11 protein-coding genes and 1 pseudogene are annotated in these 14,903 nt (G+C 43.5%); 4 read left to right on the top strand and 8 right to left on the bottom strand.

Annotated features, from left to right (window positions below):
• The 3 genes from lpxK to kdsB form a co-directional block, all read left to right on the top strand.
• Positions 1 to 959: tetraacyldisaccharide 4'-kinase (gene lpxK / locus AACQ21_RS16235; protein ID WP_105976559.1), on the top strand; the 959-nt coding region annotated here is incomplete at its 5' end.
• Positions 940 to 1,119: a Trm112 family protein gene (locus AACQ21_RS16230; protein WP_013856535.1), complete on the top strand. Its 180-nt coding sequence runs from the start codon at positions 940 to 942 to the stop codon at positions 1,117 to 1,119. The genes lpxK and AACQ21_RS16230, both read left to right, overlap by 20 nt.
• Positions 1,119 to 1,877, top strand: a complete 759-nt coding sequence (gene kdsB / locus AACQ21_RS16225) for a 3-deoxy-manno-octulosonate cytidylyltransferase (protein WP_088728955.1) — start codon at positions 1,119 to 1,121, stop codon at positions 1,875 to 1,877. Before AACQ21_RS16230 ends, kdsB begins: the two co-directional genes overlap by 1 nt.
• Before the next feature lie 88 nt (positions 1,878 to 1,965).
• Here the strand turns inward: kdsB and AACQ21_RS16220 are convergent.
• The 6 genes and pseudogenes from AACQ21_RS16220 to pflA form a co-directional block, all read right to left on the bottom strand.
• A pseudogene (locus AACQ21_RS16220) lies at positions 1,966 to 3,502 on the bottom strand (SpoVR family protein).
• 12 nt (positions 3,503 to 3,514) lie between these two features.
• Positions 3,515 to 4,786, bottom strand: coding sequence for a YeaH/YhbH family protein (locus tag AACQ21_RS16215; RefSeq protein ID WP_017042294.1), 1,272 nt, complete (start codon positions 4,784 to 4,786; stop codon positions 3,515 to 3,517).
• Between the two features lie 82 nt (positions 4,787 to 4,868).
• A complete protein-coding gene (locus AACQ21_RS16210) occupies positions 4,869 to 6,803 on the bottom strand; it encodes a PrkA family serine protein kinase (RefSeq protein ID WP_013856540.1) in 1,935 nt (644 codons plus the stop codon).
• Positions 6,804 to 7,091: 288 nt separating this feature from the next.
• Positions 7,092 to 7,592, bottom strand: a complete 501-nt coding sequence (locus AACQ21_RS16205; RefSeq protein WP_013856541.1) for a YfbU family protein — start codon at positions 7,590 to 7,592, stop codon at positions 7,092 to 7,094.
• A gap of 123 nt (positions 7,593 to 7,715) precedes the next feature.
• Entirely contained in the window at positions 7,716 to 8,381 is a 666-nt protein-coding gene (locus AACQ21_RS16200; protein WP_013856542.1) for an energy-coupling factor ABC transporter permease, read from the bottom strand.
• Positions 8,382 to 8,445: 64 nt separating this feature from the next.
• Positions 8,446 to 9,186, bottom strand: a complete 741-nt coding sequence (gene pflA, locus AACQ21_RS16195; protein ID WP_105976558.1) for a pyruvate formate lyase 1-activating protein — start codon at positions 9,184 to 9,186, stop codon at positions 8,446 to 8,448.
• A 201-nt stretch (positions 9,187 to 9,387) separates the two neighbouring features.
• On the opposite strand from pflA, the gene AACQ21_RS16190 reads away from it, so the two are divergent.
• Positions 9,388 to 11,265, top strand: a complete 1,878-nt coding sequence (locus AACQ21_RS16190; protein WP_013856544.1) for a methyl-accepting chemotaxis protein — start codon at positions 9,388 to 9,390, stop codon at positions 11,263 to 11,265.
• A gap of 17 nt (positions 11,266 to 11,282) precedes the next feature.
• Here AACQ21_RS16190 and AACQ21_RS16185 read toward each other — a convergent pair whose 3' ends face one another.
• Positions 11,283 to 12,269 carry a lipid A deacylase LpxR family protein gene (locus AACQ21_RS16185; protein WP_026028681.1) on the bottom strand — a complete coding sequence of 329 codons (987 nt, stop codon included), beginning with the start codon at positions 12,267 to 12,269 and terminating at the stop codon, positions 11,283 to 11,285.
• Between the two features lie 200 nt (positions 12,270 to 12,469).
• Positions 12,470 to 14,746, bottom strand: coding sequence for a formate C-acetyltransferase (gene pflB, locus AACQ21_RS16180; RefSeq protein WP_013856546.1), 2,277 nt, complete (start codon positions 14,744 to 14,746; stop codon positions 12,470 to 12,472).
• Between the last annotated feature and the right edge of the window lie 157 nt (positions 14,747 to 14,903).

Below are 14,903 nucleotides of genomic sequence, written 5' to 3'. Positions count from 1 at the left end.
GGCCACTGTTGTGGCCCCTGAGTGTCTTGTTTCTGTTGGTCAGTCAAGCACGTAAGCGAGCATTCCAAGCGAACAAAAAAGAGCGCTATAAGGCTCCCGTTCCTGTGGTGGTGGTGGGTAATATTACGGCGGGTGGTAATGGTAAAACACCGTTGGTTGTATGGTTAGTGGAAGCTTTACAAGAACAAGGTTTCAAACCAGGAGTTGTTTCGCGTGGGTATGGTGGTAAAGCTCCGATTTATCCATTAGTGCTGCAAAGTGACACGCCAACCACTCACTGCGGTGACGAACCTAAATTGATTCACCAGCGCACGGGTGCTCCGGTTGCTGTTGCACCAAAGCGCTCACAAGCAGTGCAAGCCCTGCTTCCGTTGGGTGTTGATGTGATCATCACTGACGATGGCCTTCAGCACTATGCATTGGAGCGTGATCTCGAATTTGCAGTCGTGGACGGCGTTCGTCGCTTCGGTAATGAGCAGTTCATGCCTTTAGGTCCGTTAAGAGAGCCACTCTCTCGGTTAGCGGAAGTTGATTTTATTGTGACTAATGGCGGTCAAGCTCAATATGGCGAATTGGCTATGCACCTTTCACCTAGCTTAGCCGTTAACTTAGTGACAGGTCAGCAAGCGCCAGTGAGCCAGTTAGCTGCATTAGTGGCTTTTGCTGGCATTGGTTATCCCACGCGCTTTTTTAATACATTAGAAGCTTTAGGTGCAAAGACGGTATTGACCCAAGGTTTTGCTGATCACCGAGAGTATCAATATTCAGAATTAGAGGCGCTTGCGCAACATGGAGCAAACGTCATCATGACAGAAAAAGACGCAGTGAAATGTGCGGCCTTTGCACAAGAAAACTGGTGGTATCTTCCCGTTTCTGCGCAATTTAGTTCGCCAGATGAAAGGCGTATTTTGGACAAAATAAAAGAGGTAATGGAGTCATATGGATCACCGTCTGCTTGAAATTGTAGCTTGCCCTGTATGTAAAAGTAAGTTGACTTATGATAAAGAAAATCAAGAGCTTATTTGTAAGTTAGATCGTTTGGCCTACCCAATAAAAGAAGGGATTCCTGTGTTGCTTGAGCCAGAAGCGCGCAGCATGACGATGGATGAGGGACGATAATGGCTTTCACCGTTGTTATCCCTGCTCGTTATCAGTCAACTCGCTTACCTGGCAAACCTTTGGCCGATATCGGCGGTAAACCCATGATTCAGTGGGTTTATGAGCAAGCGTTACAATCGGGAGCTGAGCAGGTCGTTATTGCTACTGATGATGCTCGTGTTGAAGCGGCTGTCCATGCGTTTGGTGGCAATGTTTGTATGACATCATCACATCACGAGTCCGGTACTGAGCGTTTAGCCGAAGTGGTGAAATTAATGGGCATTGCCGATCACCACATTATTGTTAACGTACAAGGTGACGAGCCACTCATTCCACCGAGCATCATCAAGCAGGTCGCTAACAATTTAGCCAACAGTAGCGCGCCGATGGCGACTTTAGCGGTTGAAATTACTGATCAAGCTGAAGTGTTTAACCCTAACGCGGTTAAAGTGGTAACAGATCAAGAGGGTTACGCGCTGTATTTCAGCCGTGCGACAATTCCTTGGGATAGAGACAATTTTGCAGCTGGTGGTCAAACGGTGATTCAGCCATTGCTACGTCATATTGGTATTTACGCTTATCGGGCTGGTTTCATCAATACTTATATCAACTGGCAACCCAGTGTACTTGAGAAAATTGAGTGTTTAGAGCAGCTTCGAGTACTGTGGTATGGTGAAAAAATTCACGTTGCCGTTGCTAAAGAAGCACCGCCTGCAGGGGTTGATACACCAGAGGATCTTGAATTGGTTCGTGCTCTCGTTAGTTCACATAACGCTTAAACTGTTTGAACTTACGCCCAGTTCGAAGGAAAAACTAAGGAAAAGGAGCTATTTAGCTCCTTTTCCTCTTTGTATTGGCCTCTGATTGCTAAATCCGAGTTTCATTTTGTGGCGGGCAAGTCGCTAAAATTTCACGTCGGCCACTCTCTTTGACTTCCTCTAAAATGACATCAAACCCCCATAAACGGTAAAGGTGTTTTAGTACCTCATGACAGCTTTGATCTAAAGGAATTCTATCGTGTGGAACGTGTTGAAGCGTCAGTGAACGATCACCACGAACATCCACGTTATAAACTTGAATATTCGGTTCTAAATTACTGAGATTGTACTGTGCCGCAAGCTTTTCACGGATGGCGTGATAGCCAATATCATCGTGAATGGCACTAACTTCAATAAAATTTTTGCGATCGTCATCCACAATGGCAAACAGCTTGAAATCGCGCATTACTTTAGGTGAAAGATACTGGCTAATGAAGCTCTCGTCCTTAAAGTTGTGCATAGCAAAATGAAGCGCATCTAACCATTCTGTGCCAGCAAGCTCAGGAAACCATTCCCTATCTTCATCGGTTGGCTCTTCACAAATACGTTTAATATCTCTGAACATAGCAAAGCCAAGTGCATATGGATTGATGCCACTAAAATAGGGGCTGTTGTAAGAAGGTTGTGCGACGACACTGGTGTGGCTGTGCAGAAACTCAAGAATGAATTTCTCAGAAACAAAACCTTCATCATAAAGGTGATTCAAGATAGTGTAGTGCCAGAATGTGGCCCAGCCTTCATTCATCACTTGCGTCTGTTTTTGTGGGTAAAAATATTGGCTTATTTTTCTCACAATACGAACGATCTCCCGTTGCCATGGCTCAAGCAGTGGCGCATGTTTCTCAATGAAATAAAGAATGTTTTCTTGTGGCTCACTTGGAAAACGAACTTTAAGATCTTCTTCTTTGGTTTTTGCTTTGGGCACGGTGCGCCACAGTTCATTAACTTGTGATTGTAGATAAGCTTCGCGCTCTTCTTGACGTTTTTTTTTCTGCTATCGATATTTTTTCAGGTCGTTTATAGCGGTCAACACCATAATTCATTAACGCGTGGCATGAGTCGAGCAGCGATTCGACTTCGGGTACGCCATATTTTTCTTCGCATTCTGAAATGTAGTTTTTGGCAAACAAGAGATAGTCAATGATAGAGCTCGCATCCGTCCAAGTTTGGAAAAGGTAGTTGCCTTTGAAAAACGAGTTGTGACCATAGCAAGCGTGCGCCATCACTAAGGCTTGCATAGTGACGGTGTTTTCTTCCATTAAATAGGCAATGCATGGGTCTGAGTTAATAACGATCTCATACGCGAGCCCCATTTGGCCATGTTTGTAACCTTGTTCCGTTTGAATAAATTTTTTGCCAAATGACCAGTGGCTGTAATTAATCGGCATGCCAATGCTGGAGTAGGCATCCATCATCTGCTCGGAGGTAATAACTTCAATTTGATTGGGGTAAGTATCGAGACGATAAAACTCAGCTACCCGGCGTATTTCAGTATGGTATTTCTCCAAAAGCTCAAACGTCCAGTCAGGCCCGTCTGGTAACAATTTGCTCTTGCGTTTTGAAGTACCTTTCGCTTTTGTTGTCATTAGTATGCCTCCCTAAGCTGTTTCCTTTTGGAATAGCTCCCTAAATACAGGGAATATGTCATCCACGGTGCGAATGTTTTTAATCGCAAAATTGCCAAATGAGGGTTGTAATTTTTCGTACTCGTGCCACAAGGTTTGGTGTGAGCGACGAGTGATTTCAATATAAGCGTAATACTGGCAATATGGCAGAAGCTTATTGGTGAGGAGTTCTTTACAACGAGGCGAATCATCAGCCCAGTTATCACCATCGGATGCTTGAGCTGCGTAGATGTTCCATTCGCCGAGTGGGTAGCGTTGTTCAATGATTTCATGCATTAATTTCAGTGCGCTAGAAACAATCGTGCCGCCGGTCTCTTGAGAGTAGAAGAACTCGTGCTCATCCACCTCTTTGGCTTGCGTATGGTGACGAATAAACACCACTTCGACATTTTCATAAGTGCGAGTTAAAAATAGATACAGCAACACGTAAAAACGTTTGGCAATATCTTTAGTCGCTTGATCCATTGAACCCGACACATCCATTAAGCAGAACATAACAGCTTGGCTCGATGGAATGGGGCGTTTTTCAAAGTTTTTGAAACGTAGGTCAAACGTATCAATAAACGGCACACTTTCAATTTTTTTACGCAACGCTTCGATTTCTTGCTTAAGTCGCTTCTCTTCTAATACTTGAGCGGGCTCTCTATTTTGAATGCGCAGTAACTCTTCTTCTAATTCCCCCATTAAACGACGTTTTCCCGCTGTCATTGCGGTGCGGCGAGCCAGTGATTGTTGCAAAGAGCGAACTACAGCAATGTTCGACGGTACACCTGCCGTTTTGAAACCCGCGCGATGAGTTTTCCATTCTGTAATTTTATTGATTTGATTTTTTTCTAGATTAGGCAATTCCAGATCTTCAAACAGTAGATCAAGATATTCATCTTTAGAGATTTGGAAAATAAATTCATCTTGGCCTTCGCCATCAGCACTCGCATCACCTTGTCCTGAACCATTGCCTTGTCCGCCACCTTTAGGTCTCTCAATTTTATCACCAGTAATAAACTGGTCATTACCCGGGTGAACTCGTTCTTTTAGGCCGCCTTTTCCTTGATGAAACACGGGTTCTTTGATGTCGTGATTTGGGATCGACACATCTTCGCCAGACTCGGTGTTGGTGATGGAGCGACGATTCACTGCGTCTGCAACAGATTCTTTGATCTGCTCTTTATGACGGCGTAAAAAGCGTTGTCTATTGACCGCGCTTTTGTTTTTACCGTTCAATCTTCTATCGATAAATTGCGCCATGAGTATCCCCTTGAAAACGTCACCTTTACGTTAGCCATTGTTCGTATGGCTAACGCATGTACAGGTTTTGGTTTGCTTGAAGTTAAGAAGATTTACGGACGCGTAAATACCACTCAGACAACAGCCTTACTTGTTTTTCTGTATAACCTTTCTCCATCATACGAGCGACAAAATCGTCGTGTTTTTTCTGATCATCCGATGAGGTTTTGGCATTAAAAGAGATAACAGGAAGTAGCTCTTCGGTATTTGAGAACATTTTTTTCTCAATGACGGTACGCAGTTTTTCGTAACTGGTCCAAACCGGATTTTGTCCATTGTTGTGCGCTTTCGCACGCAGTACAAAATTGACGATTTCATTTCGGAAATCTTTCGGGTTACTAATGCCTGCTGTTTTCTCGATTTTTTCTAACTCGTTATTGAGCGATGAACGATCGAAAAGTTGGCCAGTTTCAGGATCACGATACTCTTGGTCTTGGATCCAGAAATCAGCATAAGTAACGTAGCGGTCAAAAATATTTTGACCGTATTCAGAATAAGATTCCAAATAAGCTGTTTGAATCTCTTTACCAATGAACTCGACATAACGAGGCACTAAGTAGCCTTTTAAAAACTCCATATATCGTTCAGCGATTTCTTGAGGGAACTGCTCGCGTTCAACTTGCTGTTCGATGACATAGAACAGATGAACGGGGTTAGCCGCAACTTCCGTTTGGTCAAAGTTGAATACGCGCGACAGTATTTTAAAGGCAAAGCGAGTCGATAAACCGGACATCCCTTCGTCAACACCTGCGTAGTCACGATACTCTTGATAGCTTTTTGCTTTTGGATCGGTATCTTTTAGCGTTTCACCATCGTAGACGCGCATTTTGGAGAAGAGTGACGAGTTTTCCGGCACTTTTAGGCGCGAGAGGATACTAAATTGACCAAGTAATTCTAGTGTGCTTGGTGAGCATGGCGCTTTGGATAGTTCACTGTGTTCAAGCAGTTTTTGGTAAATTTTCACTTCTTCCGAGACGCGTAAACAGTAAGGAACTTTAACGATATAAACCCGGTCCAAAAACGCTTCGTTGTTTTTGTTGTTACGGAATGTCTGCCACTCTGATTCGTTTGAGTGCGCTAAAATCATGCCATCAAAGGGTAGGGCAGATAACCCTTCTGTTCCGTTGAAGTTTCCTTCTTGCGTGGCGGTTAAGAGTGGGTGAAGCACCTTAATTGGCGCTTTGAACATCTCAACAAACTCCATTAACCCTTGGTTGGCTTTACAGAGTGCACCGGAATAGCTATATGCATCGGGGTCATCTTGCGAGAAATGCTCGAGTTTCCGAATATCCACTTTCCCAACCAGTGACGAAATGTCTTGGTTGTTTTCATCTCCGGGCTCGGTTTTTGCGACGGCAATTTGATCGAGAATTGAAGGTCGTACTTTGACGACTTTGAATTTGGAAATATCGCCACCAAACTCGTGTAAGCGTTTGGCCGCCCAAGGTGATGTAATTGAGCGTAAATAGCGTTTTTCTATCCCATATTCCTGCTTGAGGATTTCGCCATCTTCAACCACATCAAACAGACAAAATGGGTGGTCATTGACTGGGCTACGAACGCCATTTGCAGACAAAACATAAATAGGCATTTGTTGCATTAAAGCTTTGAGTTTCTCCGCCAGTGAAGATTTACCGCCACCAACTGGACCGAGTAGATAGAGAATTTGTTTTCTTTCTTCTAAACCTTGGGCAGCGTGTTTGAGGTAGGAAACAATCTGTTCTATGGCTTCTTCCATGCCATAGAAATCCTCAAAAGTTTTATAACGAGAAATCACCCGGTTAGAGAAAATACGACTCAATCGGGGGTGTTTTGCTGTGTCTATCAGCTCAGGCTCACCAATCGCCATTAACAGCCGCTCTGCTGCATTGGCATAAGCACTTTTATCTTCTTTACACAGAGCTAAAAACTCTTGCAGTGATAGCTCTTCATCCTTGGCGGCTTCATAGCGTGCCTGAAAGTGGTCAAAAATACTCATAGTGAATTCCCCTCTGAAAACTGTCTAACTGACAACACCGCTTAAAAACACAAATTAATAACAATTTAAGACTAGTCCGAGTTTGACAATTTTGCTTAACAATTATGTGTTTATTTAAATTTCGTGACAGTAATAACGTCGAGCAGGTTGAACTATTTAGTGTGTGAATATCAAGAGTTCGAGGGATAAGTTGGTGTTGGAGTTAATAACTGCGAGGGGGAATGTAAAAAAGACGCAGTGTCTGCGTCTTTTCATCTTTCGTCAGCCTACCTTGCTAGGTATTAAAATTTAGGCATTAAAAATTTGTGTAAATTCTGCGGTTGACAAATGGTATTGGCGAGGACAATTACGCCAAGCCGTTAACATGCGACGATATTTATCTGACATTGGCATTTGGCTGTTGAAGTGGTGATCGGCTTTATCAAATTGTGGGTAAAGCCCTTCAGACTCAACCAAGAAACGCACGTAATGAACGCGTTGTGACTCTTTAGCGATATCAAACCCTAAAAAGTGCAGGCGGCGCTGATCCACATTTTTGCTTTCTGCATCGGAGAGCATTTTGTGTGATTCTTGCATGGCGTGATACATCTCCATGATGTCGATCACTTCGCGACACTCCGCTTCGGTCAAGCAGCCAAATTCTTTGTTGAGTTCTCGCATTTGCAGTTCATAACCACGTTCTACAATGGTTTGTAACCGCTTGTATTTTTTGGCGTTGTTGGGATCCATCTGTGACATCAAAAAATACTGATTAGATAGAATCAGTCGTTGAGCGTTGGTCATTTCCATGGAGGTAGCCTCACTAAATTTTATGTTCTATTTGATGGCATAAGGTTAACAGCAATTATCGACAATGAAACATGATCTCAACACGGATTTAATATGGAAAGTATAAAATGTGTGCAATTCTTGTCACTTTTTGTGTAAGTGGTTATAGATATAATCTTTGTCGGAAAAGACACGCAACCATTCCGGCTTAAATACGGATAGTATCGCTAACGCCATACCATTGAGCAGCCCTTCTGGGAAAGCGAGTAAAGGAACAAAAATTAGGTAATTATCGCGGATGACTTGCCAGCCATGTTGCCCAAGAAGCAATTGATAAGCGGTGTTAATGGCCAAATGCAGGCTACCCGTCAGGCCGCCATTTAAAAAACCAGCCACAAAAATAAACACAAAAATGTTGCGCGGTAGATAATGATAACTCAAAGCAAACAAAGCATAACTAACTAGGATTGGCAGTAGCGATGATAGTAGTAAGTATTCGGGGATGTTAAAGAAGGCCAGTTTACCGACCACCGCCAGTGCGAATGTAACAGGAATAGTTATAACAAATGCGCAGCGCCAGCCAAACATCATCGTGAGGGTTGTTAAACCGAGAAAATGGATAGGCAATCCTTCGGTCACTCCGGCTTGAGCTAACCACAAAAGAAAAAGCGCAAAAGAGGCAAAATAGGTGAGATGCTGAAAGGATTTCTCGGCCTTAAACTTTGTCCAAAATGAGTATTTAAAATCGCGAAGGGTCGTTAACCCAACAAGTAGCAGGAGCAATAGCACCGCAAGTTGTTCCAGCTGCATGGCTAGCCTCTCTATAAAAATGCCAGCATTATGCTGGCATTTTTATGGTTATTAAATCAAGCAATCAATATTTTATGTTTGAGTGATACTGAGCTAAGATCCCAACGATTTTGTCCATGGTCTCTTTTGACGGCGGATTCACACCTTCTAATGGGTATTCTAGCCCCATTGCTTCCCATTTATGAGCGCCCAATTTGTGATAAGGCAGCAGCTCTACTTTCTCGATGTTATCCATATCTTTAATAAAATCACCAAGCATATGAGCCGCTTCTTCGTCATCAGTGTAGCCAGGAACAATCACATAACGGATCCACGTTTTTTTACCTATGGTGTGTAAGTAGCGCGCGAAATCTAAGGTTCGCTTATTCGACACACCAATAAAATCATGGTGGATCTCATCTTTCATGTGTTTGATGTCTAACATCACTAAATCAGTGGCATCGAGTACTTCATCAATCACGTCTGTGTGTTTGCGAATATAACCGTTGGTATCTAAGCAGGTGTGAATGCCCTCAGCTTGCGCTGCGCGGAATAAATCACAAACAAATTCAGGTTGAAGCATAGCTTCACCGCCTGAGCAGGTAATTCCGCCGCCAGAGGCTTTCATAAAATGGCGATAAGATTTTGCTTCGGTAATGATTTCTTCAACAGTCACTTCCTTGCCTTCATGGGTGTCCCATGTGTCACGATTATGACAATACATACAACGCATTAGGCAGCCTTGCATAAAAACAATGAAGCGAATTCCAGGGCCATCTACCGTGCCACAAGACTCAAAAGAATGAATACGACCAGTTGTTGACATCAGTTCATCTCGAATAGGTTATTTGCCCGTTATTTTATTACAAATGGTAGGGATTAAGTAGGGTTAATGTGCAATTGCCGCCGCATATCCTAAACCATATGTTGTGGCTCAAAATGAATGTCATGAAATTCTGCACATTGACTACACTGTATAGAAATAAGAACTCGTTGAATGCGATAGGGTTTAAATAAGGAATAGTTCATGGATGTACAGTTTTCTCAAAAGCAAAAAATCAGTCTATTTTTAGTTATCCTTTGTGTTGGTTTTTTAGGTTTAGGGATTTATACCGCAAAGAGCTTGATGGGTATGGATGAACAGTATCGCTCCAGTGGCGAAGTGGCATCCGGTTCTGTGGCGATATTTACTACTCAAGCAAATTTGTTGTCGCTTGCATCCGAGCTAAACAACATGCAAGGCAATCAGGTCAACTCGATTTTGAATAAATTGGATCAGTTGATGGAAGAGGTGAATGCTAATGTTGCTTTCCTGCAAAAGACCAATTTTGCTCAAGAAGGGGAAGTGTTGCTCAAGGCGGCCAAACAATTTGACCAATTTTTGCGTCCTTGGTTGCAAGTGAAATCAGAGGTGGGTTTCAACGTTAACGAAGGTAAGCTGGGTGAGCTGAAAACGTTGGCCACCACGATAGAGAAAAAGATAGATGAGACGGGGATGGTTACAATCAACTCGGATTTTCAAGCCATGGTTAAGGCGCAGCAAAATTATTTATTAGAACCCACGGAGCAAAACTTAAAACTGTTTAATCGTGCTATGGCCAGTTTCGTCAATATGTCTGATTCTTATTCGATGTTGGATCTGTATGAAAAAGAGATACAACAATTTAAACAGGCTTTTTTACGTGTGAGTGAACTGTCTCAGCAATTGCAAGTGATGGAGAAACAAAGAGGCGATACAGAGGCGCAAGTTAAGTCGGTGATTCAAGATATTTCAACCAAGCTTTCCGCGTTGAGTGAGCAATATCAGTTGGCCGCAAAAACGACCGCATCGCAAACACAGTGGTCCGTATTGGCGGCCTGTGCGTTACTTGCCATATTGACCATTGCTATTTTCCTTACCTTTAGTTTTTCTCTTTCTCGTTCTTTGTCGCAAACTATTCACGTGTTGAACAATATCTCGCGTGGCGATTTGTCACGCCGTATGCCGATGACGAATAACGAAAAGGACGAATTCAATCAACTGGCATTGGCCATTAACCAAAGCTGTGAAAATTTAGGGAAATTGGTGAGTGGTGTGCAGAAAAGCAGTGAAGCCTTGTCTGGTGATGCCGCATCACTGAATGTTGGATTAGACACTTTGGTGACAAATCAATCTGACGTTTTGGGACAAACGCAATTATTGGCATCGGCCACAGAAGAGGTCAGCGTGACGACCCAAGAAGTCTCCAATTCATTGGAGTTCGTTGCGGAACTCAGCAAATCTTCTATGCAAAGCGCAGAAGAGGGAGGAAAAGTGATTTCCGTTGCTATTACGTCACTGGTTGAGGTTGGTAAAATCCTAAGCTCGGCCGCAGGCCACATCCATCAACTTGAACAAGCTTCTGCAAAAGTAGACTCGGTGATGGACATCATTAATGGTATTGCCGAGCAGACTAACTTATTGGCACTCAATGCCGCAATTGAAGCGGCGAGAGCGGGAGAGCAAGGTCGTGGTTTTGCTGTTGTCGCTGATGAAGTTCGAAGTTTAGCGGTAAGAACGGTCAATGCCGTGGCCGAAATTTCCGGCACTATTGATACTATGCAAAAGGAAAGTGCGGAAGTAATCACTTATATTGCGCAATCTGAGCAGTCTATGCAGAGTGGGCAAGAGAAAGGTAATGAGGCAATACAGGCTATCGCGCAAATTATCAAAAAAGCAGATGAAGCGGCGAATAAAACAGAAGCCATTTTTGCATCGATCCGAGATTTGGCGACGACTAGCCATTCAATGGCAGATAATATGATACAAATATCTCGAGCCATGAAAGCCTTGGAAGAGAACAATGAACAGTTAAGAGCAACCAGCCAGATTGTGGATAAACGCTCTAGCAGCCTAAGTGTAGACTGCCAAAGTTTCACCATATAATTTCAGTTTGCTAAACGTTAGAAAAAAGCAAAAAGAGAAATATTACCGACACCGTGAATGGAGTTTTTGTCTTCCTTATACTCAGGTGTGTTTGCGGTGAACGTTAAACTCGCACCGACTTGTTGAATATACCAAGCCGCACCAACTACGGCGGTCGCCTGAAGATTTTCCAAGTTAACTTGGTAATATTCAGATGGGTGATCCAATCCGTTTAAAGGCCTATCTCCTTCGATGGTAATGTCATTGAAGCGATAGCGTCCTTCTACACCTCCGAATAGAAACCATCCAGTATCCGAGGCACCAATCATCCCTGCCGAGAAAGGGTTTTCTGCACTGATTTGAGCACTGCCAAAGTTACCCGCAAGATCGGTCCCCCAACGCATCATAAAACCTGTGGAGAGATCACTGCGAAAGTTACCTACATTGACCTCTGAAACGTTGGAAAGCTCAACGTCAGTTCCTGCATAGCTGCGGTATCGTGTCAGATTAAAGTGAGACAGATAACCCACGCTGCCGACGATTTTTTCCTCTACTTGGTAGGCCCAGCCATTGGGTTCGTCAGATTTAGTGATGCTGTGCACTAACTTTTGCGCTTTCTCAGAAAGCGCAGCATCTCCGGTGGTTCCAATGGTTAAATTTGCCCGCGTGGCTTGTTGGGGATGCAAACTAATATAGTTAAGCTCGGTGTGTAAATACCCAGCGTAAGGTCGTTCATTCGGCTCTGGTTTGGTAAGAGAAATCTCCGAAGGAGTCCACATTTTGTGGCCAATGCTGATTTCCCATTTGTCCAATGGGGCCGCTCCCCAAACCGAAAGGCTAAGTGGTTTAGCCCACCAATATGGAGCAATCGCCCCTGAGGTGTAGCTTAAAAATAAACCATTGGTGTAGTCGCGATCTACGCCAAATACGCCATCGTTATCGAGGTTAAAAGCAACCGTTGCGTGTTGAGAGGCCAGCGCAGAAGCACTGAGTAACGTCAATGGAAGAATGTGAAATAGCTTCATACGAACACTGCAGAGTATAGACAAACCCTAATCATATAGGAAAGATGCGCTATTCAGTTGATAAATAGGCAATTGAATCAAAATAAATGTGGTCAGCGTAACATTTGTGGTCGATGCATTACGCATTTTTGATTTCTGAGTATAAAAAAGCCCCACTCATCGAGCAGGGCTTAACTATTTTGCTAGTAATTTAACTGAAATTATAGAGATTCAGTGAAAGTACGTGCAATAACGTCAGCTTGTTGTTCAGCAGTCAGTGAGTTAAAACGCACAGCATAGCCAGATACACGAATGGTCAGCTGAGGGTATTTCTCAGGGTGTTTAACCGCATCTTCTAAAGTTTCGCGATTAAGCACGTTCACGTTTAGGTGTTGGCCACCCTCAATGCCTGCTTCATGGTGGAAGTAACCATCCATCAGGCCAGCAAGGTTGGCACGTTGACTTGCTTCTTCTTTGCCTAACGCATTTGGAACGATAGAGAAAGTATAAGAAATACCATCTTGTGCATCAGCAAACGGTAGTTTCGCTACTGAAGTCAATGATGCTACTGCACCTTTTTCGTCACGGCCATGCATTGGGTTTGCACCCGGTGCGAAAGGCATACCAGCACGACGACCATCAGGTGTGTTACCTGTTTTCTTACCATATACCACGTTTGAAGTGATAGTCAGGATAGACTGAGTTGGAATTGCATCACGGTACATCTTAAGTTTACGGATTTTGCCCATAAACGTAGAAACAAGTTGGCATGCGATGTCATCAACGCGGGCGTCATTGTTACCAAATTTAGGATAATCACCTTCGATTTCGAAATCGATCGCTAGGCCATCTTCGTCACGAATTGGCTTAACTTTTGCGTATTTGATTGCTGATAGAGAGTCAGCAGCAACAGACAGGCCAGCAATACCACATGCCATCGTACGTTTAACGTCACGATCATGCAGTGCCATTAGCGCGGCTTCATAGCTGTATTTGTCGTGCATGTAGTGAATGCTGTTTAGTGCGGTCACATATTGCTTCGCCAACCAATCCATGAAGTGGTCCATTTTTGCCCATAGTTCGTCATAGTCAAGATACTCACCTGCGATCTTGTCCATTTTAGGACCAACTTGGATTTTCAACTTCTCATCAATACCACCATTGATGGTGTAAAGCATGGTTTTAGCAAGGTTTGCACGCGCTCCGAAGAACTGCATTTGTTTACCTACAACCATTGGCGATACACAACATGCGATAGCATAGTCGTCAGAGTTCATGTCTGGACGCATTAAATCATCGTTTTCGTACTGGATAGATGAAGTATCGATAGATACTTTTGCACAGAAACGTTTAAAGCCGTCAGGTAGCTGCTCAGACCAAAGTACAGTGATGTTTGGCTCTGGAGAAGGACCCATAGTGTATAGGCTGTTTAGGAAACGGAAGTTAGAACGCGTAACGAGTGTACGACCGTCAAGACCCATACCACCCATTGATTCTGTTGCCCAAATTGGGTCGCCAGAGAATAGTTCATCGTATTCAGGAGTACGTAGGAAACGAACCATACGCAGCTTCATTACGAAGTGGTCGATCATTTCTTGAGCTTGTACTTCAGTGATTTTACCCGCTTCTAGATCACGTTGGATGAAGATATCTAGGAAAGTCGAAGTACGACCTAGCGACATTGCCGCACCGTTTTGTGATTTAACAGCAGCTAGGTAGCCGAAGTAAGTCCACTGGATAGCTTCTTGTGCAGTTTCTGCTGGGCGAGAGATGTCAAAACCGTATTTTTCAGCCATTTTTTTCATTTGGCCAAGTGCGCGGTGTTGCTCTGCAATTTCTTCACGAAGTTGCATCGTTGCCGTTAGATCTTCGCCGTTCTCAAAACGCTCTTGTAGAGAAGTGAATTGAGCAAGCTTATCCTTCATTAGGAAATCAATACCGTAAAGTGCTACGCGACGGTAGTCACCAATGATACGGCCACGACCATAAGCATCAGGAAGGCCCGTCAGAACACCAGACTTACGACACGCTAGAATATCAGGAGTGTAGATATCGAAAACGCCAGCGTTGTGAGTTTTACGGTATTCTGAGTAGATTTTTGAAATCATAGGGTCAAGAGTTCTACCGTATGCTTTGCAAGAACCTTCAACCATACGCACACCACCGTTAGGGATGATAGCGCGCTTAAGTGGTTTCTCAGTTTGTAGACCAACGATAGTTTCAAGATCTTTTTCGATGTAGCCTGCATCGTGAGCTGTGATGGTAGAAATAACGTCAGTATCGAAATCGACAGGGGCCTTAGTCGCGTTTTCCTGTTTGATACCTTCCATCACTTTAGCCCAAAGCTTGTTTGTCGCTTCAGTACCTTCAGAAACTAGGAAAGATTCGTCACCTTCATACGGCGTATAGTTCTTTTGAATAAAATCACGAACGTTAACTTCGTTTTGCCACTCACCTGCAACAAAACTTTCCCAAGCTTTAGCAAATTGCTCTGCCATGACATACCTACCTTTTTAGTAGAAAAAACACGTACCGTCTTCACCGTTGAGCCAGTTATCCTCGAAAGGAGCAGTACACTCTATTAATACAATATCTATATTCACACTATTCAATTATCTGAATATAGATATTGTGCTTTTAAGCCTTGAATGCAAG

The sequence above is a fragment of the Vibrio sp. V01_P9A10T6 genome, from assembly GCF_963877065.1.
GTDB classification, from domain to species: Bacteria; Pseudomonadota; Gammaproteobacteria; order Enterobacterales; family Vibrionaceae; genus Vibrio; species Vibrio anguillarum.
The sequence above is the reverse complement of the archived record's forward strand: the minus strand, read 5'-3'. Positions and strand labels throughout refer to the sequence as shown.

Coding starts and splice junctions, on each gene's coding strand:
- AACQ21_RS16230 (WP_013856535.1), top strand. CDS start 940: ATGGATCACCGTCTGCTTGAAATTGTAGCTTGCCCTGTATGTAAAAGT.
- kdsB (WP_088728955.1), top strand. CDS start 1,119: ATGGCTTTCACCGTTGTTATCCCTGCTCGTTATCAGTCAACTCGCTTA.
- AACQ21_RS16215 (WP_017042294.1), bottom strand. CDS start 4,786: ATGGCGCAATTTATCGATAGAAGATTGAACGGTAAAAACAAAAGCGCG.
- AACQ21_RS16210 (WP_013856540.1), bottom strand. CDS start 6,803: ATGAGTATTTTTGACCACTTTCAGGCACGCTATGAAGCCGCCAAGGAT.
- AACQ21_RS16205 (WP_013856541.1), bottom strand. CDS start 7,592: ATGGAAATGACCAACGCTCAACGACTGATTCTATCTAATCAGTATTTT.
- AACQ21_RS16200 (WP_013856542.1), bottom strand. CDS start 8,381: ATGCAGCTGGAACAACTTGCGGTGCTATTGCTCCTGCTACTTGTTGGG.
- pflA (WP_105976558.1), bottom strand. CDS start 9,186: ATGTCAACAACTGGTCGTATTCATTCTTTTGAGTCTTGTGGCACGGTA.
- AACQ21_RS16190 (WP_013856544.1), top strand. CDS start 9,388: ATGGATGTACAGTTTTCTCAAAAGCAAAAAATCAGTCTATTTTTAGTT.
- AACQ21_RS16185 (WP_026028681.1), bottom strand. CDS start 12,269: ATGAAGCTATTTCACATTCTTCCATTGACGTTACTCAGTGCTTCTGCG.
- pflB (WP_013856546.1), bottom strand. CDS start 14,746: ATGGCAGAGCAATTTGCTAAAGCTTGGGAAAGTTTTGTTGCAGGTGAG.